The organism is Neolewinella agarilytica, assembly GCF_900110645.1.
Lineage (GTDB): Bacteria > Bacteroidota > Bacteroidia > Chitinophagales > Saprospiraceae > Neolewinella > Neolewinella agarilytica.
Genome location: NZ_FOFB01000028.1, coordinates 17,623 through 43,466 on the forward strand (window position 1 = coordinate 17,623; position 25,844 = coordinate 43,466).

At 53.9% G+C, this 25,844-nt stretch carries 20 protein-coding genes; 13 read left to right on the forward strand and 7 right to left on the reverse strand.

The window, feature by feature from the left end:
- Positions 1–193 precede the first annotated feature (193 nt).
- The 4 genes from priA (at position 194) to BM123_RS19825 (ending at position 7,007) form a co-directional block, all read left to right on the forward strand.
- Positions 194–2,671, forward strand: coding sequence for a replication restart helicase PriA (gene priA, locus BM123_RS19810; protein ID WP_090172152.1), 2,478 nt, complete (start codon positions 194–196; stop codon positions 2,669–2,671).
- 65 nt (positions 2,672–2,736) lie between these two features.
- The gene (locus tag BM123_RS19815) at positions 2,737–3,027 is read left to right on the forward strand and encodes an ankyrin repeat domain-containing protein (RefSeq protein WP_090172154.1); all 291 of its coding nucleotides are present in this window, start codon (positions 2,737–2,739) and stop codon (positions 3,025–3,027) included.
- A 244-nt stretch (positions 3,028–3,271) separates the two neighbouring features.
- A complete protein-coding gene (locus BM123_RS19820) occupies positions 3,272–4,714 on the forward strand; it encodes an AAA family ATPase (RefSeq protein ID WP_090172156.1) in 1,443 nt (480 codons plus the stop codon).
- Positions 4,715–4,901: 187 nt separating this feature from the next.
- Entirely contained in the window at positions 4,902–7,007 is a 2,106-nt protein-coding gene (locus BM123_RS19825) for a T9SS type A sorting domain-containing protein (protein WP_090172158.1), read from the forward strand.
- Between the two features lie 233 nt (positions 7,008–7,240).
- Here the strand turns inward: BM123_RS19825 and BM123_RS19830 are convergent, their stop codons facing one another.
- Together BM123_RS19830 and BM123_RS19835 are read right to left on the reverse strand one after the other, a co-directional pair.
- Positions 7,241–7,960 (reverse strand): head GIN domain-containing protein, encoded by a 720-nt coding sequence (locus tag BM123_RS19830; RefSeq protein WP_090172160.1) that lies wholly within the window; start codon positions 7,958–7,960, stop codon positions 7,241–7,243.
- Between the two features lie 460 nt (positions 7,961–8,420).
- The gene (locus tag BM123_RS19835; RefSeq protein ID WP_090172161.1) at positions 8,421–10,082 is read right to left on the reverse strand and encodes an amidase; all 1,662 of its coding nucleotides are present in this window, start codon (positions 10,080–10,082) and stop codon (positions 8,421–8,423) included.
- 107 nt (positions 10,083–10,189) lie between these two features.
- Here BM123_RS19835 and BM123_RS19840 point away from each other — a divergent pair, with 107 nt between their 5' ends.
- Positions 10,190–11,122, forward strand: a complete 933-nt coding sequence (locus BM123_RS19840) for a M23 family metallopeptidase (RefSeq protein WP_090172163.1) — start codon at positions 10,190–10,192, stop codon at positions 11,120–11,122.
- A 71-nt stretch (positions 11,123–11,193) separates the two neighbouring features.
- On the opposite strand, the gene BM123_RS19845 is transcribed toward BM123_RS19840, so the two are convergent.
- Both BM123_RS19845 and BM123_RS19850 read right to left on the reverse strand, forming a co-directional pair.
- Positions 11,194–11,952, reverse strand: a complete 759-nt coding sequence (locus BM123_RS19845; RefSeq protein ID WP_139211981.1) for a hypothetical protein — start codon at positions 11,950–11,952, stop codon at positions 11,194–11,196.
- Between the two features lie 337 nt (positions 11,953–12,289).
- The gene (locus tag BM123_RS19850) at positions 12,290–13,294 is read right to left on the reverse strand and encodes a hypothetical protein (RefSeq protein ID WP_090172166.1); all 1,005 of its coding nucleotides are present in this window, start codon (positions 13,292–13,294) and stop codon (positions 12,290–12,292) included.
- A gap of 601 nt (positions 13,295–13,895) precedes the next feature.
- Here BM123_RS19850 and BM123_RS19855 point away from each other — a divergent pair.
- The 3 genes from BM123_RS19855 to BM123_RS19865 all read left to right on the forward strand — a co-directional run bounded on the left by BM123_RS19855 (position 13,896) and on the right by BM123_RS19865 (position 17,631).
- Positions 13,896–15,215, forward strand: a complete 1,320-nt coding sequence (locus BM123_RS19855) for a GntP family permease (RefSeq protein ID WP_090172168.1) — start codon at positions 13,896–13,898, stop codon at positions 15,213–15,215.
- Between the two features lie 112 nt (positions 15,216–15,327).
- On the forward strand, positions 15,328–16,560 hold the full coding sequence (locus tag BM123_RS19860; protein WP_090172170.1) for a phage tail sheath family protein: 1,233 nt from the start codon (positions 15,328–15,330) through the stop codon (positions 16,558–16,560).
- Positions 16,561–16,716: 156 nt separating this feature from the next.
- Positions 16,717–17,631, forward strand: a complete 915-nt coding sequence (locus BM123_RS19865; protein ID WP_139211982.1) for a hypothetical protein — start codon at positions 16,717–16,719, stop codon at positions 17,629–17,631.
- Between the two features lie 59 nt (positions 17,632–17,690).
- Here the strand turns inward: BM123_RS19865 and BM123_RS19870 are convergent, their stop codons facing one another.
- The 3 genes from BM123_RS19870 to BM123_RS19880 form a co-directional block, all read right to left on the reverse strand.
- Positions 17,691–19,592 (reverse strand): CocE/NonD family hydrolase, encoded by a 1,902-nt coding sequence (locus BM123_RS19870; RefSeq protein WP_175489484.1) that lies wholly within the window; start codon positions 19,590–19,592, stop codon positions 17,691–17,693.
- Between the two features lie 183 nt (positions 19,593–19,775).
- Positions 19,776–20,111, reverse strand: coding sequence for a hypothetical protein (locus BM123_RS19875; protein WP_139211983.1), 336 nt, complete (start codon positions 20,109–20,111; stop codon positions 19,776–19,778).
- A gap of 127 nt (positions 20,112–20,238) precedes the next feature.
- Positions 20,239–20,661 carry a hypothetical protein gene (locus BM123_RS19880; protein WP_090172176.1) on the reverse strand — a complete coding sequence of 141 codons (423 nt, stop codon included), beginning with the start codon at positions 20,659–20,661 and terminating at the stop codon, positions 20,239–20,241.
- Positions 20,662–20,879: 218 nt separating this feature from the next.
- Between BM123_RS19880 and BM123_RS19885 the strand changes: the two genes are divergently transcribed.
- The 5 genes from BM123_RS19885 (at position 20,880) to BM123_RS19905 (ending at position 25,688) form a co-directional block, all read left to right on the forward strand.
- On the forward strand, positions 20,880–21,302 hold the full coding sequence (locus BM123_RS19885) for an energy transducer TonB (protein ID WP_090172178.1): 423 nt from the start codon (positions 20,880–20,882) through the stop codon (positions 21,300–21,302).
- 48 nt (positions 21,303–21,350) lie between these two features.
- Positions 21,351–21,932, forward strand: a complete 582-nt coding sequence (gene nudK, locus BM123_RS19890; protein WP_090172180.1) for a GDP-mannose pyrophosphatase NudK — start codon at positions 21,351–21,353, stop codon at positions 21,930–21,932.
- A 131-nt stretch (positions 21,933–22,063) separates the two neighbouring features.
- The gene (locus BM123_RS19895) at positions 22,064–23,110 is read left to right on the forward strand and encodes an LLM class flavin-dependent oxidoreductase (RefSeq protein WP_090172182.1); all 1,047 of its coding nucleotides are present in this window, start codon (positions 22,064–22,066) and stop codon (positions 23,108–23,110) included.
- Between the two features lie 176 nt (positions 23,111–23,286).
- Positions 23,287–24,282 carry a Gfo/Idh/MocA family protein gene (locus BM123_RS19900; RefSeq protein WP_090172184.1) on the forward strand — a complete coding sequence of 332 codons (996 nt, stop codon included), beginning with the start codon at positions 23,287–23,289 and terminating at the stop codon, positions 24,280–24,282.
- A 41-nt stretch (positions 24,283–24,323) separates the two neighbouring features.
- A complete protein-coding gene (locus BM123_RS19905; RefSeq protein WP_090172186.1) occupies positions 24,324–25,688 on the forward strand; it encodes a Gfo/Idh/MocA family protein in 1,365 nt (454 codons plus the stop codon).
- The last annotated feature ends 156 nt before the right edge of the window (positions 25,689–25,844 follow it).

Here is a 25,844-nt window from a genome sequence, read left to right on the forward strand (position 1 = left end):
CCAAATCTGTGTGAATCTGTGATAATCCGCGGTTAAAAAAGCTGCGTAGCAGCCCTCTCCGTGTACCTCTGTGTGCCTCTGTGGTTATCCAAAACTGCGTAGCAGCCCGTTCTTCCTCTTCTACAGAAAGCAAAAAACTGTGCAGCAACCCCCATTTTTGTAAATTTGCAACAATTCATTGCAAATACCTCCCTTGCCCCTACTAGACCAAACTGATCTTCCCTCCGCCGGCACCATTTACGCCGACGTTATTCTGCCGCTGGCGTTGCGGCAGACCTATACGTTTTCGGTACCCGAGGAGATGGTCCGCCAGCTGAAGCCGGGGCTGCGGGTGGAGGTTCAATTTGGCAAAAACAAGCACTACACCGGCATCGTGCGGGGGCTGCACGGCAAAAAACCCGGACATAAGACGAAGCCGATCCTGAGCGTCATCGACCTGGAACCACTCGTTACCGAAAACCAGCTCAAGCTTTGGGCCTGGATGGCCAGCTACTACGCCTGCACCCTCGGCGAAGTGATGAACGCCGGACTGCCCAGTCACCTGAAGCTGACGAGCGAAACGACCATCACGCTCGGCCCGCTCTTCAGCGACGACGCGACCCAGCTCGACGATCAGGAATACATGATCGTGGAGGCCCTCACCCTGCAGCACGAGCTAACGCTGAAGGACATCCGCGACATTCTCCAGAAAAAAACGGTTTACCCCGTCATCCGGCGACTGCTCGACCGGCGCATCGTCTTTTTAAAGGAAGAATTACAGGAGCGCTACAAGCCGAAGGTGGTGCGTTGTGTGCAATTCAGCCCGGCGTACAAGACGGAAGCGGAACAGATTGGCGCCTTCGAGCTGGTCTCCAGATCAGAGAAGCAGACGGCGGTTCTACTTGAATATTTGCAGGTTTCGCGGGAGCTGCCCTTCGTGCGCCGGGTGGACCTGACCAAGCGAACGGGTGCGAGCGACGCTGTGATCAAGGCGATGGTCAAGAAAGGCATTTTCGAGTTCTACGAGCGGGAGGTGAGTCGCATTGGCAGCGGGGAAGAAGACACGATGGAGGCCAAAGAAATGAGCGGGCAGCAGGTGGCGGCGCTGACGCAGGTGCAAAGTATTCATGCCTCCGGAAAGCCGGCATTGATCCACGGCGTAACGGGCAGCGGCAAAACCCGCGTCTACCTGGAACTGATGCAAAAAGCCATCGACGGCGGCGGGCAGGTGCTCTACCTGTTGCCGGAGATTGCGCTGACCGGACAGATCGTCAAGCGCCTCCAGAAAGTTCTCGGCGACAAAATCACCGTCTACCACAGCCGCCTCAACAATATGGAGCGGGTGGAGATCTGGAAAGCCGTGCTGGCGGGTAAGACCTCCATCGTCGGGCCGCGCTCCGCGATGTTTCTGCCCTTCACGAAGCTGGAGCTGGTCGTTGTTGACGAAGAGCACGACCCCAGTTACAAGCAACAGGAACCCAACCCGCGCTACAATGGCCGCGACGTGGCCGTTTACCTCGCCTGGCAGCATAAGGCGAAGACCATTCTCGGCACCGCCACGCCCAGCCTTGAAAGCTGGGAAAACGCGAAGCGCGGCAAGTACGGTCTCGTCTCCATGCCCAAGCGCTTCGGAGACATTGCCATGCCCGAGATCGTGCTGGCTGACGCCCGGGAAGATGACGGCAAGGGCAACCGCCACCCCTTCTTCACCCCTACCCTGCTCAACGAGATCAAAGCCACACTCGAGCGTGGCGAACAGGTTATCCTCTTTCAGAACCGCAGAGGCTTCGCACCCGTCTATTTTTGCCCTACCTGCGACCACACAATCGAGTGCGTCAATTGCGACGTCAGCCTCACCTACCACAAATTCCAGAACCGCCTGCGCTGTCACTGTTGTGGCTACGCGACCTCCACCCCGGAGAGCTGCCCCGCCTGCGGAGAGCCGGAGATGAAACTCGGCGGCACCGGCACCGAAAAAATTGAGGACGAGCTCAAGATCTTCCTCCCCGACGCCCGCATCGGGCGGATGGACCTGGACACCGTCCGCGGCAAAAACGCCCTCGCCGCCCTGCTGGGCCGCTTCGAGGCCGGGCAGCTGGATATCCTCGTCGGAACGCAGATGGTGACCAAAGGGCTGGACTTTGAACGCGTCGGCCTCGTCGGGGTCATCAGCGCTGACCAGCTGCTGCGCTTCCCCGACTTCCGGGCGGATGAGCGCGCCTTCCATCTCATGACCCAGGTGGCCGGCCGTGCCGGCCGGAAACACCGGCAGGGCAAGGTTATCATCCAGGCCTTCGACCGCAGCCACCCAGTCTTAACTGACGTTTTTAACGGCGACTGGGACCGCTTCATCGAGCGGGAGAGCAAGCACCGGGCCGAGACGAACTTCCCGCCCTACGTCAAAATGATCCACCTGCAGCTCAAACACCCCCGCCGCAACACCGTTGAGGAAGGAGCCAAGCTCCTGGGCAGCTGGCTGGCGCACGCCCTGGGCGGGCAGGTGACCCCGCCCTTTGAGCCGGCGGTAGCCCGTATCCGGACCTACTACCTGCAGGAAATGGTTATCCGCATGTCCGCTGATCCGAAGGAGATTGCCCGGGTAAAAAACATCGTCAACCGCGCAGTCGCTAAGCTAAAAACCACGGAAGGGCTGACGGGGGTCCGGGTGGGGGTGGATGTGGATCCTTATTGAAAGATGGCTGTTTCGTATTCTTAACGAACCTCACGTCTTTGGCAAGAGAAAATTAAAAGTACAGTATGTCAGGAGGAGATTGGAAAGAAATGTTCGCGGCCTGCCAAAGCGGAAACATCGATTTGGTAAAATACCATATTGAAACAGGCGTAGATCCTAATTATACGCACCCAGAATTTTTGACAACAGCTTTGATGGAAAGCGTAAGATGTAATCGTTTAGAAATCGTCAAGTACCTACTAGTAAATGGCGCAGATCCCAACATCAAAGACGAGTGGACTTCAGAAACGGCGATTTCAATTGCGGAAGCGATGAAGGATGAGGTTTTGATTGAGATGCTTAGAGTTTATACCTAAGCCTGACTGGTTTAAGACAGTTAGCTTGCAGAGCTTGTCATACAGTAATCGTTTCAGCCGAATTTTCTGAAGTGAAAACATTGTCAATTGCTCAGTGGCGAAACCCGTACTTGCCCTGATATAAATCGATTAGGGTTGTCTTTGGTTGAAGAGTAAGGAACCCTAAGCCCCCCCCACGGACCCAGAGACATTAATACTGAACGGAATCTACTCCAAAAAAAAGATTCCGTCGTACATTAGCTCTATGAACACAATTCTTACCGGCCGCGAAAACGAGATTTCTACGCTGAAGAAAGCCCTGGCTTCTACCGAAGCAGAGATGATTTCGGTCATCGGCCGTCGTCGGGTGGGAAAAACGTTCTTGATTCATTCTGTATATGAGAAAGAGATAGCCTTCGAGATATCCGGGCTTCAATATGCTAACAGAACGGATCAGCTACGGAACTTTCAGCAGCAATTACGGATCGCGTTCCCGACCATACCGGGTCGATCATTGCCCAAAGACTGGCTGGATGCTTTTTTTCAACTAACGGAAGCGTTGGATGCAACAGATGATGGTAAAAAAAAGCGTGTCATTTTCTTCGACGAGGTCCCTTGGTTAGCTACCCATCGAGGTAAATTTCTGATGGGCCTGAGCTATTTCTGGAACAGTTGGGCTGTGCGCCGTAATGTGGTGGTCGTAATTTGTGGTTCCGCTGCCTCCTGGATGATCAAGAAAATTTTGCGAGACAAAGGTGGGCTACACAATCGGGTAACTCGGAGGATACGGCTACAGCCCTTCAATTTGGCAAATACCCGGGCCTACCTCAAAGCGCGGCACATCAATCTAAATCAACGACAACTATTGCTATTGTATATGGCAATGGGCGGCATTCCCCATTATCTGAAAGAGATCGAGCCAGGCGAAAGTGCTGCCCAGGCCATTGACCGAATATGTTTCTCAGAAGACGGGTTATTACGTGATGAATTCTCAGCGCTATATCCGGCTCTCTTTGATCAATCAGAGTCGCACGTTAAAGTCATTCGTGCCCTATCCAAGACCCAGCAAGGATACGACCGACAACAATTGATCGAAGTAACCAGGATGGCAGACGGCGGCTACCTCAGCCGGGTATTGGAAGAACTTACCGAAAGTGGCTTCATCTCTATCTACCCCATTTATGGCAAAAAGAAAAAAGGATTACGATACCGGCTTACGGATCAGTATTCAAGCTTCTATCTCCGCTTCATCGAACCCAACACCTATGGAGGATCAGGTAGCTTTATGGCCTTAGGCCAGACCCCGGCTTATAAAAGCTGGTGTGGTTATGCCTTCGAAACGGTTTGTCTTCAGCATATCCCCCAATTGAAAAACGCTTTGAAGATAGGAGGCATATTTGTACAACCTTCGACTTTTTATCAAGTGGGAAATAAGGAAAATCCTGGTGCTCAAATCGATCTGCTGCTGGACCGAAACGATGGTGTTATTAACCTCGTGGAAATAAAATTTCATGACGGCCCTCTACGGCTCAACAAAGCCATTATTACTGGCCTGACGAAGAAGCAACTGGTCTTCCAGACAGCCGTCAAGGCACGCAAGCAACTTAGCTGGGTTGTAATAGCTGCTGACGGAGCAGTAGCATCTCCCGATAGTCTGGGCATTGTGAATCACTATTTTTCTTCGGACATATTGTTTCAAGAGGATTAGAAACCAGCGGTTAGCGATCAAAATTCACCGCAGCTTGATTTGTTATCGCGTTTGCTGGCTGGCCGGCCTTGTTTTGTTATTCCCCCAACACAAACGTTCAAAACCCTACCACTCTTAATCGAAAATTCGGATAGTTGTTCGCTTACTGCGTAACCTTGGGTAACCTCAAAATGAAACCCCAGGTGTCATGCATAAAACTATCCTCTTTTTCTCCTTCTTATTCTTTGCTGTTGGCCTGTCGGCTACGGACTATTACGTTGCCAAAAGTGGTAGCGATACTAACGACGGCTCCGAGGGGAGTCCCTTCCTGACCATCTCCAAAGCCGCCAGCCTGATGGTGGCCGGAGACGTATGTTACATCCGGCAGGGTACTTATCGGGAAGTCCTCCGCCCCGCCAACGGCGGCACCGCCGCCGCGCCCATCACCTTCCGGGCCTTTGGCGAAGACAAGGTAACCATCTCCGCCACCGAGCCGATTGAGAGCTGGACCCTGGATGAGGGGACGACCTACAAAGCCAGTGCGGATATCGAATTAGACCGGCAGACCATGCTCTACTACAACGGGGAGCCCATGGACTATGCCCGCTGGCCCAACAACGAAGACGGAAACCCCTACACCATTGATGCCATGACGGTGGACAATGGCACCGCCAGCACCATCATAGCCACTGAGCTACCGGCAAATGTTGACCTCAGTGGTGGCTACGTATGGTATCTGGGTGCCCACTCCGGCGCCAGCTGGACCCAACCCATCAGCAGTGTCAGCGGTAAAACCATCCATCACGCCGCCAATGATATTACCCGCTGGCCATTTAACCCGCATAACCCTACGGTTTTCCGAAACGGGAACCGGGGTCGTTTTTATGTTTTTGGTGCTAAAGATTTACTCGACTTCCCAAAGGAGTGGTATTTTGATGCTGCTGCCGATGAAGTATTCTTTAGCCCTCCCGGCGGAGACACTCCTAACGCCACCACAGAGTACGCCGCCCGTACACATACCATCCTTACCGACAAACCGTGGACTGTAATTGAAGGCATTGGCACCTTTGGCGGAATGGTGGAAATCAATGGAGACCATACGACCCTGCGCAATTGTGATATCCGATATGGGTTTCAGGTGCTGGATGAAATCGGCAACACCAACGCCCAGGTAAGTGAAGGCTCCGTTTGGGTGCGGGCCAGCAATGTACTGGTGGAAGACAATTTTATCGAGGGTGGCTCCCACAACGGAGTCTCCGTTCAGGGCTGGGGAGGCGTAAGCGACGTATCCATCATCGCTAATGAAATCAGAGAGTTTAACACCGTTGGCAACCACTCCTCTCCGATTCGATGCCGTTCTCCCCGGTCAAAGCTCATCAGCAATACCCTGGTGGGTAGTGGCCGCGACGGTATTTTCATCCCGTCCAACGACTGTGAAGTGGCCTGGAATGACGTCTCGGACGTGATGCGCATTAACAACGACGGAGGGCTTTTCTACGTCGTGGGTAACGATAGTGATAAGAACACCTCCATTCACCACAACTGGTTTCATGATAGCTTCGGGCCGGACTATGCCGACGGGCGCTGTGCGGGCATTTACCTCGACAATGACTCGAAGGGCTACGACGTACATCACAACGTGGTCTGGAACATCAGCTGGTCCGCTGTTCAAATGAACTGGGATGCCTGGAACAACGACATCTTCAACAATACCTTTTGGAACGTGCAGCAAGCCATGGGCATCTGGCTGAACGGTCGTATCCAGAAAGACAACCGCATCTGGAACAACTACACCCCCATCGGGCCGTGGGAGGGGCAGGATGTTGCCGACAACGTCATTAGTGCGTCGAACCCCTTTCTGGATCTGGCAGCGCTTGACTTCCGGCCGGCGGACGATAGCCCGCTCATCAACGCCGGGCGCATCATTCCCGGCATAACGGACGGTTACCGGGGCGCAGCCCCGGAGGTTGGAGCCTACGAGGCCAACCAGCCCGGTTGGATCCCCGGCGCGCCGCGCGCCGGCGGCGGTGGCACTACCTCGCTTTTCAACAGCCATGGCACCCGCGTCCGCGCCCGGGTTTTCCCTAACCCAGCCACTGACCGGGTCTTTGTCAACTTTGAAACTACGGAAAGTGGCCTGCTTAACTGGCGTTTGATTGCCGCCGACGGGAGATCGGTCCGGTCTTCCCAGCGCACTCTTGCCGCTGGTGAACAAAGCATTATGCTTAATCTCCGGGGGCTGCCTGCGGGCACCTATTTCTTCAGTGCCACATTACGGGACGCCTACATTGGGCAGGCAATAATCGTCCGGTAAACAGGGCATAAAAAAAGCCCGATCCGCTACTGGATCGGGCTTCTAAAGTCATCCCTATGATACTCTAAACGAGTAATTCTTCCCCAAGATAGGGGCCTGGATGGCTTATTTCGGGCATTTCAGCGGCCGGTTTAGGAAGCGGCCGCACTTTTCCGGAGAGTGGTAGTTGTGGGAGCTTACACCATAAGTGTGTAAGCTCCCACAACATATTATCAAAGGATTGTAGTCTTTTCTTACTGCTTTCGTACGCTTCCGCCGGAGCTGGTGTCTGAGTCAACACTCGCGCCGCCGGTGTAGCGGATGCTGCCGCCGGAACTGGCATCAGCTTCCAACTCTCCGCTTACGTTAAGGTAGATACCTCCGCCGCTGCTAACGTCAGCCCTGGCGTTCTGCACTTTACAGTCGCTGGCAGATATCTTACCAGAGCTACTTGCCTTCGCCCGGATTTTACTGCCGCTACCCGCGATATTAATTTTTCCAGAGCTGGAAGCTTCCAGGCGAATGGACCCGCCGGAGAATTCCAGGTTCTGTACTCTCGCCGAGCTGCTCACATCCACTTCAAGCTCGTCGCCCCTGAAAGCGTCCTTGAACGTAATAGTAGAGCTACTGCTGGCTTCCACCAACTCCAGTTCATTCATCGTAACGTAAACCCGAATGGGCTCGTGGTTACTGATGTTTGTTCCGCTCTTGAAGCGGACACTCAGCCGGCCGGCACTAACATTGGTAACGATGTATTCCATCAGGTTGCTCTCCGCCTCGACGCGAACGGCAGGAGCGCCTTTGCTTACCTCAATCTTAAAAGAACAGCAAGTCGTGATGCCGTTAAAGTCGGATACTTTGCGATCCTGAGTCGTCATGTCGCCGTTGCCTTTGACACGATTCCGGTTGCCCCAATTCTGGGCGGAAAGGCCAGCAAAAAGAGCGATAAAAAGAAGGGTGAGTAGTGGTCTCATGGTTGGTTTGTTTGGTAGTAAAGACGAATAGAGTGTGGGAGGGTTGCATGGGGGAAAAACCTCTCCCCCCAGCCCCAGGGCTAACGCATACTCGGAGCCGGACCCTCAAAGGAACATTTTATCCTTCGCTCCGCTACGGAAAATGCACACTTCGAGGTCCTATATTGGCAGTCTAGGACCTCGAAGTGTGCTCAGCCATGGAGCCGGAGGCGAAATTGCTGAGTTCCTTTGAGCGTCCGGTGAGTATGCGTTAGCCCTCCCCCCCCCCCAGCCCCCTCTCCGGTAAGTCGAGCCTCCGGCTCAACGGAGAAGGGGAGCAACCCGCTGTGGCTACGCCACATAAGAGCACCACCCTCCGCGCCTCTCCTACGCTCCGTTATATCTGCACGAAAAAAACCACAGGCTGCGAAGCAGGCCTCTGTGTACCTCCGTGGTTAACTTGAAGCTGCGCAGCAGCCCATCAGAAGCCCTGCGGGTGCAAACCATCCCACTCAGAAGCCGACTGATAGGCCGCCGCCACATTCACCATCTCCTGCTCCCCAAACAGTTTACCGGTGAAGGTGATGCTCGTGGGTGTTCCTTCGGCGTTCATGCCATTGGGGACGGAGATGCAGGGTTGCCCCGTCAGGTTCGTGATCAAGAGGCTGTTAGAGTGCCAGCTGGGATTGACGTATACATCAATGTTGTTGTCTTCGAAGACTTTGTCCATATCGTGCATCAGCTGCCGGCGCAGGCGGTTGGCCTGCACGTAAGCGACGGCCGGTACGAAGTGCGCCGTGCGGAAGGCATTGGGCCAGGCGTTGCGTACCTGCCGCGTCAGTTCATCATCCTGGCCGGAGCGGGTCAGGGACTCGAAGGCAGCAGCGGCCTCGACGTTGAGCACGAAACGGATATCGGGTTCTTCGGGCAGTTCGATCGGGACGAGCTCGTAGCCCAGCTCGCGCAGAGTTTCCAGGGCAACGGAGTCCTGATCGTGGAAGGCATAGTCGCGCTCCATCCGTGATTTGTAGTAGCCGATGCGGGTGCCCGGCTTCACGTTTCCTGCTGGCCATTCGTACTGAAAACCGGCCTGAATGGCGTGGGCATCGCGCGGATCATAGTTTGCGATGGCGGAGAGTACGAGTCCGGCGTCAGCGGCGGAGCGGGTGATGGGGCCGATCTTGTCCATCGTCCAGCTCAGGGCCATGGCGCCGTGACGGGAGACGCGGCCGAAGGTAGGCCGCAGACCCGTAGTACCGCAAACCGTGCTCGGCGAAACGATGCTGCCCAGCGTCTCGGTACCGATAGCAAAGGGCACGAGCCCGGCCGCTACCGCGCTGGCGGAGCCAGCGGAGGACCCGCTGCTACCCGTTTCCGGATTCCAGGGGTTGCGCGTTTTTTCGCCGTACCAGACGTCGCCCCAGGCCAAAGCGCCCATGCTGAGTTTGGCGACGAGAATAGCACCGGCCTCGTCGAGTTGCTCGATGACGGAGGCATCGACATCGATCGTCTGGTTTTCGTAGGGCTTTGCGCCCCAGGTGGTTTTGTAGCCTTTGGCGGCGAGCAGGTCTTTGGCGCCGTAGGGAATACCGTGTAGCGGGCCGCGGTATTTGCCGGCGGCGAGCTCTGCGTCGAGCATATCGGCCTGCTTCAGGGCGCGCTCCTCGGTCAGGGTGATGACGCAGTGGAGGGTGGGGTCGTGCTTTTTGAGGCGCTTGAGGAATAGTTCGGTGAGTTTGCGGCAGCTGATTTTCCGTTGCTTGATTACCGTCCCTAGCTGCTTGACCGTCAGCCAGTGTACCGAGCCTTCCTTTTGGCTTACCGTCAGCATATCCGGCGCGGACGCAGGTCCAGACACCGTTTGATCAGCAGGGAGTTGCTCCGCCCGAAGCACCGGACTAAACACCAGTGCGGGGGATAGCTCGTTGGGGATATCGGCCTGGCCAAGTTCGAGCATGGTCTTGCGGTTGTCTTCGAGGCCAGGCAGCGCCTGATCGATCTCTTCGTCGTTGAGGAAGTCAATGCCCAGCACCTCCGCCGCCGTGGCTACCTGCGCCCGGGTGAGGGCCTCGTTGAGGGCCATGCCGGTAGCGATGAGGAGGAGGGCGGCGAGGGTGGTGGCTAAAAGCCTTCTGTTTTTCATACTATCCGATATTCACTAAGCTGATGGAGATTATCTGCCCACTAAAGTATTATCTTGCTTTTAGATTATCTAATTGAACCCTACATTACAAAAACTTCTACCCTATTATGCTTCGTTATTTATTGTTATCAGCCAGCTTCTTCGTTAGCCTCACTTTATTTGCTCAGCATACGGTTAGTAAAGACGTCGTTGTCAGCGTCAGCAAATCCGTCCGCGACCAGGAGGTCAACCTCACTTACAGTGCCAACAACAGTACCTCTGGCAAAATGACGATAGTGCTCTCCCTTGAAGGTCGGAGCTTCGAACGAGCTGATGGCTCTATCCCTGCCGTCAAAGAGCTTCTTCCCGGTACGAACCGAATCATCAGTCTGACCAATGTTTCTCGTACGCCTGCTTATTCTTACATGTGGGTTTCTGGTTGTGTTGATGTTGAGCATGACGAGGTGACTTACCTTTTGCCCGTTGCTCCGGGAAAAACCACTTGGATGGATACCCTGAAGAGTATTGGTGAGGTTTTTCTTGGCAAGGAAAAGTCTCTCGATTTTATTTCCTTCTCATTCAAAGCATCTCCGGGGGATAAAATCTACGCCTCCCGCCGGGGAACCATCATTGAAATGGAAGACAAATACGACGCACCTACCGGAGAGGGGATCAGCTACCAGAGACAAAACAATTATGTAGTGATTGAGCATGACGATTGTACCCGTGGCCGGTACGAGTTATTCGCTAAAGGTGGTATTACGGCTGGATTCGGTAAAACAGTGGAAGCCGGAGATGTACTCGGAACCGTTGTTGACGGAAGCGCGTTCACAAATGGAACGCACCTTCGCTTCAGCGTCTACTATACAGACCTAAGCCGCAAGCAGCTGATTGAGAAGCAAAAAGACAGAGCAAAAACCTACCAAAGGCAGTATGTCTCGGTGGCTTTCACCGGAGCCAATGGCCCCGGAGAAGTCATCTGTACTCACCCTGAAGAAGTTATCTTTCAGGAAATGCGAAAAAAGGATATCAAAAGATGGAAAAAATCGAGGTCTAACTGATCCTTTTCCAGGAGTTTCGGCTCTTACCAGAAAAATACACCTATCGCTTTCACTACCCCCGTAGGTTCTTCTCACTGCACCTGCGGCCGCGCCCCCATCAGCTTCCGCCCCCACACCAGCACCTGTCCGCCATAGATGCACAGCCAGAGCAGCAATACCGTGAAGCTCAGCGCCTGGGCGCCCGCATACCAGACCTGCCCGCGCAAGTCCGCTAAATGATATTTATAAGCTAAGAAATCCGCTCCGGAGAGGATGGCGTAAGCAAGGATGAAGAGCAGACAGCCCTTCAGTAACTTACGGATATACCACAGCAGACGCGGCAGGCTGCGCCGCTTCAATTGCCGACGCCGACGCCGCAAATACAGTACACAGAACAGTACATAAAGCGGCCAACCGGCCAGAAAGAGTGCTTGCTCCAAACCACCATAAAAGGGGTTGTAGAAGTACCGCCCCGCCTCATGCCGGTACTCCGGGAACAGCCAGACGACCAGAAAATAGATCGTTTGCCCGATCGGCAAACCAAAGTGTTTCAGGTCAGACCATCGAAAAACATACTGCGGATAGAAGCTGATTTTCACATGAAAGAACAGCAGGACCGGCAGCCACAAGCTAAAGTAAATGGGCCAGAACCGCATATTCGGATGTGCTTCCAGATTCCCCGTAAAGTCCCACAAAAAATGAAGCTGGGTTAAGCCACCCATGATCAGCAACATGCCATAAATCACGTTCGCCCGGCGGTCTCCTGACCGCTTCCGGAAAAACAACCCGCCAATCAAGAGCGCCGCAGCAATAGCTGCTAACATTATAAGTTTGGGAAGGAGGATGGGCATGGCAGCAAAGCTAGGGTAGAAAATTTCGCAAAGCGATTTTTTTTAGATGCCTGCGGCTTATGGGCGCTTCGCTTACAGGGCCCAAAAAATGGCCTGTTTTTTCTAAAAGGCCGAAGGCCTTCGAAAAGCGTAGCGTCTAAAAACCAGGAGCCCTATCTAAAGTAGCACTGAAATACGCTTTGTGCACTCTGTGCCTATGTGTCCCTATGTGTCCACAAGAGAAAAAGCCGAAGGCCCTCCTAACGGGAAGATTTGGTGTTGAAACAAAAACCGAGCCCAAAAAAAGTGCCCGCACGCAAGTACAGGCACTTCTAATCAATAAGGAAATAGCTTTTAATTACTTACTGGCAACTTCCAGTTTGCCCTGCTTAAGGTCTTTGTAAAAACCTTTCAGGTACTTGGTAATTTCCTTTTTGCTGTCGGCACTGAGGCCGTCAAAGGATGCTACCTGGTTCAAAAGGGTGTCTTTCAGGGAGGTAAACATTTCAGTGGTTTCGGTGAAGTCAGGAGCGGTGTCATACTCCCAGATCAGGCTGCGGTCAGTAGGCTTGGTTTCACCCAGGTGGCTGAAGCCGGTAGCGTAAGTGGCGTTAACCAGACCGCTGAAGTCAAAGTCATAAGGAATGGCGGTGTAAGTACCATTGGTGTTTTGCATCAGTTTCATGTTACGAACCATCCGGTTGGAGTAATCGCTGTTACCGATCATGTACTGGAAAAGGGCCAGTTCTTCGGCGTTCTCGATTTGGTCAGCACCAAGTGCGTAACATTCTTTACAGCTCTTAGTGTCCATGCGGCCTTTCAGTTCGTCGGTATCTTCGATCAGGATACCGTAGCTGGTTGTTGTGCTGCCGTCTACAGTATTAACGTAAGTGATGGTGAGCAACTGCGTCCGGAAACTGGCTTCAGGATTGATGGTATTGTACAGCTCGTAAGCCAACTGCTCCCGAAGGATGGCGTCTTGTCCGGCTTCATCATCCGTACAATGAGTAACCAGTTTAAAGTCGTTGTGGGTGCTAAGGCCAGCGGCACGGAGACCATCTTTAGCAAACTTCAGCTTCAGGGGAGGCATCGTGCAGGTGCGGCGGCGAAACTTACCGCGAACGGCAACTTCCAGTTCAAGCTCTTCGCCGCCGGCAATAACGGTAGCAGGAAGAAAGTCAACCTTCTTACGGTATACTTCCAGGCTATCGAAATTTACGTGAAGCTCAATTTCGGTAGCGAGTTCGTTGCTCCAGGCGTCGAAGAGGCTGTTACCAGCCTTATCCTCGCCGCTGCCGCTGCCGGCAAACACAGCGCAACTAAGCAAGAGGCTGTAAACGATGGTAAGGATAAAGCGGGTCATGATTGGGTAGTTATATGGGTCTGTATTAAGAGACTCTGTTTTTAGTGAATGGTTGCACGCTGTTAATGAAGTTGTTATGCTTCCCGTGCTTGATGATACAAATATGGGGGCAGCAGCCACCGCCGGCAAGTTTGTTCGTTCGCTCCTTGTTTTTGATCGACGAACGAAGGAAAAAGTCGATAAACGGCCGTTACTTTCGACCAATAGATTCGTCTCAAGGTGCTTTTCGATCTTCATGGCGCGGCCGCAGGTGCGAGCTTAGGTGTTGGGCAATGTTGCTTAAGCAGAGTAGTACTAAGACCGTGCCAGGCAAAAACATTACTGATTATCAGCTATTTATGATTTAACCAAGTTTATACCTGTTCGTTTTCGAACGCAGGGTGTACGATATTTTATTGCTCTTTAGAGCAAATTGGGGCTTTGGGTTCTCCCCGAAAGGGTGACTTTTCGTCGATGATGGGTACATTACTAACTCTACGCAAACTCTGGTAAGTCTTTATTACGGTTGAATGAGGGCCTTTCACGAGCGAAACAAGCCCCCGTTCCGGCGATAGCTTCTTTTTATCCATTACATCCATAAACCTGTCAATTGACCTCATTCATGCTCACCGGTCTCCCTCTCCTACTCGCTATCGCTGCGGCTGTCTTATTCCTCATTTTAAGCAGCAGCCGGCTGAAGTGGCATCCTTTCTTTGGCTTGTTGCTGGCGGCAACGGGGCTCGGGCTCATCATTGGCCTGGATTTACCAAAGGTGATCTCCCTTCTGAAAGACGGCTTTGGGGGGCTCATCGGCTCCGTTGGTCTGTTGATTGTGCTGGGCAGTATTATTGGAGTGGCGCTGGAGCGGTCGGGTGCGGCACGCCGGATTGCCGATCTTCTGATTGGCGGAGGAGGTAACATCGGCCTCCGGCTGGTTGTGTTGGGTGCCGTTATTTCGATTCCTGTCTTTTGCGATAGCGGTTTCATTATTCTGGCGGGCCTGCTGCCCGCCCTGGCGCTGCGGGCTGGTGGTAAGGTCGCGCCGCTGGCGCTCAGCCTGGCCGGGGGCTTGTACCTCACGCACACGCTCATCCCGCCCACCCCGGGCCCGCTGGCCGCCGCAGCCAACCTTGGCGCGGATGAATTTATTGGCACCATCATGTTACTCGGCGCTATCATAAGCCTGCCCGTCATCTTCGTTACCTGGAAGGCAGCGGGATGGTTTGGCGATAAGATCAAAGCGCTGCCGCCGGTTTCTCCGGAGGAAGACAATAGCGCCCTGCCCTCTCTTTTTCAGAGTCTGCTTCCTCTTCTCATTCCCATCCTGTTGATCGCCCTGGGCTCCATACTCAAGCTGGCTACCAATGGCCAGGGAATTACAGCCTACATATTATGGTTATGCGAGCCAACGGTGGCCCTGGCCCTCGGCTGCATTCCGGCCTTGCTTCTCCCCTCCGCCGTCAGTAAGACCAGCTGGATTGGAGACGGGCTTTCCCTGGCCGGCCCCATCCTCATCATTACGGGCTTGGGCGGCGCCTTCGGCGCCGTGTTAAAAGCCTCCTCTCTGGCCAGCGACGTCGCCGGCTGGGTAGGCAACGAACCACTCTCCGGCACAGCTTTGCTCTGCCTTGGCTGGGCCGTGGCGGCTCTGATGAAGTCGGCCCAGGGCAGCAGCACTGGCGCACTGGTGATCAGTTCGGGAATCATTGCACCACTCCTTCCACTGGCAGGTTTTGCATCCGCCACCGACCTGGCCCTGATGACGCTCGCCATTGGAGGCGGCGCCATGACGATCAGTCACGCCAACGATTCCTACTTTTGGGTAGTGACCCGCTTTTCGGGTATTGAAGTAGCGGACGCCTACCGGAGCTATACACCACTGACGGCCGTGATGGGCATTACGGTATTGGTAGCGGTGCTGGTGATTTCGGTAGTCGTGTAAGACATCAGGAGGATTTGAAGCCTGGGAGACCTGTCGTATCCACTACTCATCGTTATCTTTAGACAGTGTCCTTTACCCTGACCCCATTCAATTATACCTGGATTCCTGTACTATGAAAAACACTTTAGCGCTCACGTTCCTTTATTTTATTCTCGCCTTTGGATGCAGCCAGAAAACCACCATTCTGCCTGACACCGAGGTACCGACAACGCCGGAGGTAACCCCTCCCCCGGAAGAAGTCAGCACGGGTACCCCACTCTTTATTGGTTATACGGAGCGAGCCACCGTAAATGGTGGCTCAGCGAGTAACCGGGCCGTGATGGTGAGTTCTCTGCAGGAATTCACCAACACTTTTGGCGGTGCTACTTCTCAAAGTTCAGTCCATTATTTATATCCAAGTATAGTAGAATTCTATGCCCATGGCGGAAAGACCTGTTATGTACTCTCCGTCGGAGATTATGCCTCCCCGATCCAAAAGGAAGATTTAATGGAGGCGGTGGAAATCTCCGCTCAAAGTGCAACGGGTGCGGATTTGATCGTGATCCCGGATGCCATGGCAATGGCGGCAGAAGATGGCTACGAAGTTTACCGTTCCGTGCTAAATCACTGTAGCCAACAAAGATCATGTGTAGGGATATTCGATGTCTATGGAGCGGGTCTGGCCGGGACCGACCCGCAAACCGCCATTGCCGGTTTCAGAAGTAACATCGGAGAGGAGCACCTTCGATTTGGCATCGCCTATTACCCCTGGGCAATAACGGAAAACGGAAGCCTGCCCATGGCAGGCATCATGGCGGGAATCATCGCCAGAACCGATCGCACCGAAGGAATCTGGAAAACACCCGCCAATAAAGCTTTACGCCCGGGCCTTCTGCCAGCAGCAACGGTCTCTACCGAAGACCAGGCGGAGCTAACCGTAGATGCCGCTGGTGGCAAATCCATTAACGCCATCCGGACCTTCACCGGTCAGGGAACACTCGTCTGGGGTGGGCGGACACTGGACGGCAACAGCCTGGACTGGCGGTATATCTCGACCGTGAGAACATCTCTCATGATCGAAAAAGACATCACTCAGTTAGTGAAAGCCTTCGAATTCGAGCCGAATACGAGTAATACCTGGACCTCCATAAAGTCAGTCGTGGATAATTACCTGGGAGATCTCTGGAGATCGGGCGCACTTCAGGGGACCACGGCTGATAAAGCGTATGGCGTAAGGGTTGGTTTAGGAGAAACCATGACCTCCGAAGATGTTCTTCAGGGCCGGCTGCTGGTACAGGTTGTAGTCGCGCTGACCAGACCGGCAGAATTCCTTACTATTCACGTAACGCAGCAAATGCAGGAGTAGGAAAGTCCGTGACAGGCTCCGAACACACATTTGCATCATCGTTACATCTCGATAAAATCCACGCCTTTACTAAAAGAGGCCTTTGTGCAGGATACAGCAGGATAGAATCACGCGCGTTTGCCCCCGATTTTAGGGTTCTGTTATAATCCAATACGCATGAAAATATCAAAGCTCAGCTTCCCTTTGGCCTCCTTGTTTACCCTGATCCTTGTGACGACTCTTCTGTCTTGTGGCAAGACAGAAGAAATCATGGAAGAAATGGAAGAAGTGATGGAAGAGGAAATGACTTCAGAAAGCGATGAAGACACCGGACCGATCGTTGAGTGCACTACAGAAGGCAATAATGCGGTACGGGATACAGACATTGCCAACCCCGTTAATGTAGGGACGGCTGATGACCGCAGCTGCTACGCCAACTACAAGGAAAGTACCATTGACGGAACAACCTGGGGCGTATACAACATCACCTTCGGATCCAACCACCTGGATAATAACGGCCTGCAGCCCAGAATTGAACGATCACTGAACCGATCACAGACTACCGGTATAGGGAGTTATGCCAGATTCACCGGAACGGTCAGAATTCTGGAAACCGGTAAAACAAACTCCGACGGTAGTGATGGCAGCTACATCATGCAGGCTAAAGGAAAGCATACTGGCGGCGGTGGTTCTGCAGACCCTGCCATCTGTCTGTACTTAGCCAAACCGGTTTACGGCACCGATGCTGACGGCAATCAGGTGCAGGTATCATTTGATCTCTTCCGGGAGCAAATTAATTACCGTGGCGGGTCCGGCGCCGACGGCAGAGACATTGTTTTCCTGACCAACATTCCTAAAAATGAAGCCACCGACATTGAGCTGAAAGTTGGCTTCAGAGCTGACCCCGACAACCCCGATGCTAAGATTCACTACGCTGACGCCGTTATTGGTGGCACCGAATTCAATTGGAACATCCCCGAGCCAGAGCGAGGAACCCAGTCGGGCATCCGATACGGCGCATACCGCGTTAAAGGCGGCAGAGCACAGATCCGATGGGCCAATACCACTTATGAGAAAGTGGAGATACAATAGCCTCTTGAGACAGACTCCGAAAGGTTGGTCCTCCTGATGAACGGCGGTAGAATTTATTATTACTCCACCACCGGAATCCGTACCACACTAGGGTATTTTGCGGAGTGGTGGACCGCATTTCGTGCCACTACGCCCTTACTCTCATCGTAATTTCGCCCACCGGTGTTCAGGTTACGGTCGAAGCGGGGGAAGTTTGAGCTCGAGATTTCGATCCGGATGGAATGGCCGGGCTTGAAGTAATTCGCCGTTGACATCGGTGTGAGGTCGACTTTGTAGACTTTACCGTCTTCCATCCAGACTTCTTTGTCGTAGCCTTCGCGGTAGCGAACGCGCTGGATGGTTTCGTCGAGATTGTAGGCCGTGCCGTCAGGCGCAACGTCGATGAGCTTGACGGTAAAGTCGGTGTCTTTAGCATCGGAGCTGACGTAGAGGATCGTTTCAATGCTGCCGGCAATTTCGACGCCATTGGCGAAGGGCTCGGTGGTGTAGACGAGGATATCGTTGCGGGTTTCCATCACGCGCTGATCGAAGGCACCACCTTTTACGGCGTTGCCGGTACAGCAGACGTTACCACCGTAGCTGGGTACGGGGTTCATCGGGTCGTAGAAGAAAGCATCGGGCATATCCTTTTCCGGAGCTTTGGCACGCAGACGGCCGTTGCCGTGCAGGGTGTTAGCGCCACCGTCGGAGTCCAGGTAGAAAGTCTGCATTTTGGCGGCTGGCGGAGGCCAGGCCGTGCTGCTTTTCCATTCATTGCTTCCCATAACATAATATTGCACCCGCGGCCGCGCCTGCTTTTCTTCGTTCTTCAGGTGCTGGGCGAAAAAGGCTTCAATTTGCTCCTGGTAGTTCAGGCGGGCATCGCCCACGGAACGCTCCCCTACGATGGTGTTTTCCGTCGCCCGCGTGTAGGCACAGTGGAGGGTGGGCGCAATGACCAGAAACTGTTCGTCGCGCATCGCTTCCGTAGTCGCGTTCTTGCGCACGTGGTTGAACAGCGCCAGGTTCGGGCTGATCGACACATCGTACCAGCTCGTAAACCAAAAGGCCGGCACGTTAAAGGGCATATCGTCGTGGTAGAGGCCGCCCTCGAACCAGGCCTTGCTGTTCGGCGTTCGGGTCACCATTTCTTCGAAAATGCCCTTCGGTCCGTTTTGCGCCCTGATGATGTCCTGCACGGGCAATGTTTTTAAGCCATCTTCCCATTCCACGCGCGGATACTCCGGTGCCATATCGGTGAAGCGCTGGAGGCGCAGCAGGTCTTCGCGCGTCGCGGTTTTCGGTATCCGTGGCCGCATCGGGTCGTGCTGGACGCTGTAGAGCCAGGCGATAAAGAGCATCTGCGTTGCTCCGCCGCGGTACCAGTTGCCCTGCTCCTGAAACTGGCCGATTTTCCCGACACCAGCGCCGTAGCCCTGGGGTACGATGGCCTTCAGGGCGGGATGACCGAGAGCCGCCACGGCCATCTGCCATTCGGCCGTGGAGCTACAGCCCAGCAGGCCGATGTTACCGTTGCTCCAGTCGCGGTCGGCCAGCCAGGTGAAGGCGTCGTAGCCATCGGTGGTCGGGGTGCCCAGGATGTCCCAATCCCCTTCGCTGTAGTAACGTCCGCGCTCGTTCTGCACTACGTAGGCATAACCCGCCTTCACCCAATCCAGAGCCCGCTGGTAGGTGCGGGTGCGCTCTTCCCCGTCGACCCAGCCGTTCATCTGGTAGGGCGTCCGGCTCAGGATTACCGGTACTTTTTTGTCGGTTTTGGGGCGGTAAACGTCGGTCCGCAGCCGAATACCGTCGCGCATCGGCGCCATGTGCATTTGCTCGATGTGAGCGAGTTCGGCGAGTTCGAGGTATTCGCGACTCGACTGTGCGAATAAAGAGGTAAGGGAGGTTAAAGGGAGAAGGGTTAGGAGGAGGAAAGGAAGCAGGAGCTGAAGCCGTAGTCCCTTGCTCCCTTTTTCCATTCCCCTTTTTTTCGGGGCGCGGACGTGGTTGCCGAGCCTGCCGAATGTACAGGTGCAAAGCAGGGATAAGAGGAGCAAGGGAAGGATACGCATGTTTATGGTTTTATCTTTTGGGAAGGTAGGGCCTTTTTGGAAAAAGGGGGCAAATTCCGAGGAAGAACGACGGTCAGTAAAGCTCAACCCCTAGCCTGTACCCCGGCGGAGTTGATTTGCATCAGGAAGCACCTTTAGCAGGGAGAAAGGTTCATTTTCCGCCACTTTACGGAGCTGCCTGGCGATGGTCGTCAGGTTCTTGTTTTTCACTTCGTAGCAAGTCGCCATCGTCTGCGCGGGCGAGCAATACTCCCGGTCCAGGTCGCACTGTTTAAACTTCAGGTCCAGGGAGTCTACGATGTAGGCCAGATCGTTCATGGTCGCTTCCGGATAAATATATCCATTCGCGTGTTGGGTGAATTCTCCGGTTTGGGCGCAGACGCAGGTGCAAAGGATTGTTAATAAAAGCAGGGTGACTAAGCGCATAGTTGGGTTTTACCTTTATAGGTGCAAAATTTTTCGTTTCGCATACGCTGCGGCAAAATTTTAACTTTAGACACGCTCACAGAGCCTCCTCCAGGCTCTTCCAACGTAACAGCACCTTTACTCCCCCTTAATAATATTGAATCAGGAAGCACTGCTCATTCGTAAAAGTCAATTTAAGTGTTTCACGGAATTGATCTTTGAGAGAATCTTCAAAGGTTTCATCTTTTAATAGTACATCTGCCAGATATTTAAAGGCCTTAATGTTTAGGATTCCGAAGTTCCTCTCAAAATCTTCGGGAGCATAACCAAATTCAGTTTCTAACAAATAAAGAAAATCGAAAGTCTGACGGGTATGAAAGGTTTCGATGAGAGATTCATCATGGCCAATCACAAAGTCAATTTCTTCGGGGACATACTCTTCCCCTTCAGGAACTACGGCAAGAACATTTAACCATCCAACAGTCAAACCTTCAATATCACTCACCTCCCGATAGCGATTGGGGTTAATCAATCGTTTTTCAACTACATATATTTCACTGAAGTACCCCATCTCGTTTCATTTTACTCAGGTAGAGCCCAAGGGCTGATGAGTGCCAAGTATCCCTGGTGCTCTTAATCTTTTAGAAAGGTAGCTAATTCGGTGATATTGCTCCTCATTTACGCTTCACTACCATTCATCCATCATTAGCGACCATTCACCAGAATTCACGAGCATCCAGCGATTTCAGCCTTCATCTTTGGATCAATCAATGACCAAAACCACCCATCATGAAGTCTCGTATTTCTGCTTTGCTCTTAATTTTAGCCAGCACTTTTAGTTTACACGCTCAGCTGTATAGCAGCTTTACAATAACCGCCGAGCTCGCCGCTGCAGCGCCCCCTGACAAGGCAATTCCCTGTCAGCTACCAAGCCAGCCCGCGGCCTTCGACTTTGCTGATTTCTATAAAACGCACGTACACTACCCTCCCCTGGCTCAGGAAAACAATATTGAAGGTACCGTGGTGGTAGCCATCAGCGTTGATGATTGCGGGTGGGTGACCGAACGGCAGCTTGTTCGCAGCGTCCATTCTTTACTCGACGAAGCAGCACTGACTGCTACCGAAAACCTGAAGTGGATGATGCCCACCGTAGAAAACGGCCAGCCCGTGGCAGGAACGCTGATGGTGCCGCTGCGTTTTCGGCTGAGGTAGGTCAGGGGCCCGGCCGTTGTATCTTTCATGCGCTCAACAAAGTACCCGATGCCGAATAGCAACATACGCAATCTTAGCCCAACCCTTTTGTCAGACAACTGGTACACCTTAAAAAAGTACCGCTTTGAATACCGTAACCGGCATGGCCAGTGGGTTGCCCAGGAGCGGGAAGCTTATGACCGCGGCAACGGCGCGGCGATCCTGCTTTATCATCCGACGAAAAAAACTGTCATCCTCACACGGCAATTCCGGCTCCCAGCCTACGTTAACGGCAACGAAGACGGGATGCTGATCGAGGCCTGTGCCGGACTGCTGGAAGAAGACGATCCGCTGGAATGCATCAAGAAGGAAAGTATTGAAGAAACGGGCTACCACGTCGAAAACGTCCAGAAAGTGTTCGAGGCCTACATGTCGCCCGGGTCAGTAACCGAGATTTTACACTTTTTCGTGGCAGAATACGATGAGAGCCTGAAGCAATCTTCTGGTGGCGGGCTTGCGGAGGAACAGGAAGAGATTGAGATCCTGGAGCTTGATTTCAGCCAGGCTTTAGCCATGATCAAGACCGGAGAGATCAAGGACGCTAAAACGATTATGCTGCTCTATCATCTAGCGCTGGAAGGAGTTTTGTAAGTATAGCGTAAAGGTCTCCGTCCCAGGTGGTTTTCAGCCAACAAAAGAAGCAAAGGGCCTGTTTACACAGACCTCCTGTCCCTGATAAATCTGGTGGCATCAGGTTTTTCAGCCATCAAACATAATCTGCTATGAACAGCCGTCCTACTGTTTATTCCATTCTGGAACTTGCCATTGTTGCGCAGGGCAACTCCATGTCGGAGACTTTTGCCAATACGCTGTCGTTGGCACAGCGGGCAGAGTCGCTGGGATACGAGCGGTTCTGGCTGGCGGAGCACCATAATTCGGATAGCGTAGGGAGCAGTTCTCCGCCTGTTCTGATCGGGCATGTGGCCGCTGGCACCAAAACGATCCGGGTAGGCTCTGGTGGCATTATGCTGCCGAACCACTCTCCGCTGGTAGTAGCGGAGCAGTTCGGGACTCTGGGAAACCTGTACCCTAACCGTATTGATCTGGGCCTTGGCCGGGCGCCGGGCACTGATCAGGCCACGGCTCAGGCGATCCGGTCTGACTTCATGCAGGCAGCTCATTCTTTTCCGCGGGAGATTGAAAAGATTCAGCAGTTCTTCTCTCCTGCGAACAAAAAATTCTCCGTGAGAGCGCCGGTGGCGGAGGGAGTAAATGTTCCTCTCTACGTTCTGGGTTCCAGCACGGACAGCGCTCACCTGGCGGCGGAGAAAGGTTTGCCCTATGCGTTTGCCAGTCATTTTGCGACCGCTAAACTCTTTGACGCGCTGAAGATTTACCGGGAGGAGTTCAGCCCCTCCGCCGCCCTCAGCAGCCCCTACACTATGGCCGGGGTCAACATTGTGGTGGCCGATACGGATGAGCGGGCACAGGAGATGTTTACTTCCGTACTCCGGATGTTCATCGGTTTACTCACCGGTAACCGGCAGCCTCTGCAGCCACCGACGGCCATGACGGCCGAGCTGAACCAGGCACTGCAGCACCCCACCCTTCAGCAGATGCTGAAATACTCCTTTGTTGGCAGTAAGGAAACTGTGAAGCAGCAAGTTCGTGATTTTATCGGGCAGACAGGCGTGGACGAGCTGATTGCCGTTACGGCCATTTATGACCACGAAGACCGCCTGCAGTCTTATACCCTTTTTGCGGAAATCATGAAGGAAATCAATGCTGCAACCGTTCCGGTTACGCAACGGGAACAAGGAGTTTGCTAAGCACCCTACGGTGTTTATTTTTGCGGGCGTCCCGGACACAAACGCAAGGTCATAGCTCCACCTGTGCCCGGGAGCAATAAAACTCTGAAGGGCTAAGAGCGGGGCTCCCTCATTGCTTATTCACCTTTGCACCAGCACCTGCGGCCGCGCCCTTTTCTTTTTAAAGAACAGCCCCCATGACAAGTAATACCCCCACTTCTACTCCCCTTCGCTGGGGCATCATCGGTTGCGGAGACGTTACGGAAATAAAAAGCGGCCCCGCCTACCAGCAGACAGAAGGCTTTACGCTAAGTGCAGTCATGCGACGGGATGCCGAGAAAGTAAAGGACTACGCTGCACGCCATGGCGTAGAGAAATACTATACGGACGCCGATGCGCTCATTAACGACCCCGACGTTGACGCCATCTATATCGCTACCCCGCCCGACACCCACTGCTTGTATGCCGTAAAAGTAGCCGCCGCCGGAAAAGCCTGCTGTGTGGAAAAACCCCTGGCTCCAAGCTATGCGGACAGCCTCGCCATTTACGAAGCTTTTGCTGAGCGGAACCTTCCCCTGTTTTCCGCCTATTACCGGCGCTCCCTCCCCCGTTTCACTCAGGTAAAAACCTGGCTGGACGATCAGCAAATCGGTGACCTGCGCCATATCAACTGGCAGCTGAGTAAACCACCCAGCGCTCAGGACCTGTCCGGGGCTGACAACTGGCGAACCGACCCGGCAGTAGCTCCGGGTGGCTATTTCGATGATCTGGCCAGTCACGGGCTTGATCTGTTTACCTTTTTCTTAGGCGACATGACGGAGGTGCACGGCATCAGCCTGAACCAACAGGGGCTGTACGGCGCAAAAGACGCTTTCTCCGCCTGCTGGCTCCACGACGATAAAATAACCGGTACGGGACACTGGAATTTTGGCAGCAGCCGATCAGAAGACCGCGTTGAAATTGTCGGCAGCAAGGGAAGCATCCAGTTTGCGATTTTCGAGGAGCAGCCTGTTGTTCTGATTCAGGGTGACAAACGGCAGGAGAAATTTATTGACCACCCTTATCACGTTCAGCTACCTCACGTAGAGAATATGCAGCGGCAACTCCTGAGCGGTGACTACTTTCACCCCTCCACGGGCAAGACTGCCCTTCACACCAGTTGGATAATGGACAGGATATTGGGCAACATCTAAGTCTTGTTGGTTACTTTGGCTGTCCAAACCAACGTCGAGCCATGTCCACCAGAAGAAAATTCCTCCGTCGCCTCCCCGCCCTGCTGGCCGCTCCGGTGTTAAGCTCACAGGTAGCGGGTGCCACCCTGACGTTCCCGGATTTCGGCTTCGCCGCCAATGACCAGATCAACCTCGCCTGCGTCGGGCTCGGCATTCAGGGCTTCAACAACGTAAATGCCGCGCTGAAAAACCCGGGTATAAAAATGGTAGCGGCCTGTGACCTCTACACCGGTCGCCTGGAGCGGGCAAAGGAAGTGTACGGCAAGGAGCTGTACGTTACGCGAGACTATCGCGAGCTGCTCCTCCGCGAAGACATCGACGCCGTCATCGTCGCCACACCAGATCATTGGCACGATACCATAACGATTGCAGCATTGGATGCGGGCAAACATGTTTATTGCGAGAAACCGCTGGTGCAAAGTCTGGATGAAGGCAGGGCAATTCTGGAAGCCGAAAAGCGAAACCCGGGCGTACTCATCGTCGGCAGCCAGCGGGTGAGTTCCATTTTGCTCGATAAAGCCCGCGACATCTACCGCAGCGGAGAGCTCGGTCAGCTCGTGATGATCGAGACCTACAACGATCGCTTCAGCGCCCTCGGCGCCTGGCAGTATTCCATTCCGCGGGATGCTTCGCCGGAAACCGTTGACTGGGACACCTTCCTCAAAGACACTGGTGACCTCCCCTTCGACGCAACAAGGTTCTTCCGCTGGCGAAATTACCAGGATTACGGCACCGGCGTGGGAGGAGACCTCTTCGTTCACCTCTTCTCCGGAGTGCACCGGATGTTAGACTCCGTGGGCCCCAACCGCGTCTTCGCCACTGGCGGCCTCCGCTATTGGGAAGATGGCCGCGACGTGCCCGACGTCTTCCTCGCCAACTGCGACTACGCCGAGCAGCCCGGCCACCCGGCATTCAATATGCAACTTCGGGTGAACTTCGTCGCGGGCGGCGGTGGCGGTAGCCAAACCCGCCTGATTGGCACCGAAGGGAGTCTGGAACTGGGCTACAACTCCCTCACCCTGCGGAGGAACCAACTCCCTGCCGCCCCCGGTTACGGGGGCTGGGACAGCTTCAACACCTTCCCGGAAAGCACCCGCGCTGACTTCGAAAAATGGTATAAAGCCACCTACCCTCCCGCGCCACCGGAGGTCGTTGGCCCCAATGAGTGGACCTATCGCACACCTGAAGGTTACTCCGACCATGTCCACCACTTTAACAACTGGTTTACCGCCATCCGTACCGGCGGCAAAGTAGTAGAAGATGGTGCCTTTGGCTTCCGGGCGGCGGCGCCGTCGCTACTCGCCAATGAGAGCTATTTCGGGAAGAAAGTGATGGGGTGGGATCCGGTGGGGATGCGGGTGGTGTGAGAAATTTCTCTGAAGTCGTCGGACGAATCCTTTTTTCTGGAAGCCAGCAAAGCTGCTTTCTGGAAAAAGTTCGTCCGACGATTTGGGTTACATCTTGAATGGTAAATCCTGAACCACCCGCGGCGAACGGGTGAAGCTCCGCAAGGCTCGGTGGAT

Bases quoted from the DNA above. Each gene is read 5' to 3' on its own strand.
- BM123_RS19825 (WP_090172158.1), top strand. From the start codon at position 4,902: ATGCATAAAACTATCCTCTTTTTCTCCTTCTTATTCTTTGCTGTTGGC.
- BM123_RS19830 (WP_090172160.1), bottom strand. From the start codon at position 7,960: ATGAGACCACTACTCACCCTTCTTTTTATCGCTCTTTTTGCTGGCCTT.
- BM123_RS19900 (WP_090172184.1), top strand. From the start codon at position 23,287: ATGACAAGTAATACCCCCACTTCTACTCCCCTTCGCTGGGGCATCATC.
- BM123_RS19840 (WP_090172163.1), top strand. From the start codon at position 10,190: ATGCTTCGTTATTTATTGTTATCAGCCAGCTTCTTCGTTAGCCTCACT.
- BM123_RS19820 (WP_090172156.1), top strand. From the start codon at position 3,272: ATGAACACAATTCTTACCGGCCGCGAAAACGAGATTTCTACGCTGAAG.
- BM123_RS19850 (WP_090172166.1), bottom strand. From the start codon at position 13,294: ATGACCCGCTTTATCCTTACCATCGTTTACAGCCTCTTGCTTAGTTGC.
- BM123_RS19905 (WP_090172186.1), top strand. From the start codon at position 24,324: ATGTCCACCAGAAGAAAATTCCTCCGTCGCCTCCCCGCCCTGCTGGCC.
- nudK (WP_090172180.1), top strand. From the start codon at position 21,351: ATGCCGAATAGCAACATACGCAATCTTAGCCCAACCCTTTTGTCAGAC.
- BM123_RS19875 (WP_139211983.1), bottom strand. From the start codon at position 20,111: ATGCGCTTAGTCACCCTGCTTTTATTAACAATCCTTTGCACCTGCGTC.
- BM123_RS19860 (WP_090172170.1), top strand. From the start codon at position 15,328: ATGAAAAACACTTTAGCGCTCACGTTCCTTTATTTTATTCTCGCCTTT.
- BM123_RS19885 (WP_090172178.1), top strand. From the start codon at position 20,880: ATGAAGTCTCGTATTTCTGCTTTGCTCTTAATTTTAGCCAGCACTTTT.
- BM123_RS19865 (WP_139211982.1), top strand. From the start codon at position 16,717: ATGAAAATATCAAAGCTCAGCTTCCCTTTGGCCTCCTTGTTTACCCTG.
- BM123_RS19880 (WP_090172176.1), bottom strand. From the start codon at position 20,661: ATGGGGTACTTCAGTGAAATATATGTAGTTGAAAAACGATTGATTAAC.
- BM123_RS19845 (WP_139211981.1), bottom strand. From the start codon at position 11,952: ATGCCCATCCTCCTTCCCAAACTTATAATGTTAGCAGCTATTGCTGCG.
- BM123_RS19815 (WP_090172154.1), top strand. From the start codon at position 2,737: ATGTCAGGAGGAGATTGGAAAGAAATGTTCGCGGCCTGCCAAAGCGGA.
- BM123_RS19895 (WP_090172182.1), top strand. From the start codon at position 22,064: ATGAACAGCCGTCCTACTGTTTATTCCATTCTGGAACTTGCCATTGTT.
- BM123_RS19835 (WP_090172161.1), bottom strand. From the start codon at position 10,082: ATGAAAAACAGAAGGCTTTTAGCCACCACCCTCGCCGCCCTCCTCCTC.
- BM123_RS19855 (WP_090172168.1), top strand. From the start codon at position 13,896: ATGCTCACCGGTCTCCCTCTCCTACTCGCTATCGCTGCGGCTGTCTTA.
- BM123_RS19870 (WP_175489484.1), bottom strand. From the start codon at position 19,592: ATGGAAAAAGGGAGCAAGGGACTACGGCTTCAGCTCCTGCTTCCTTTC.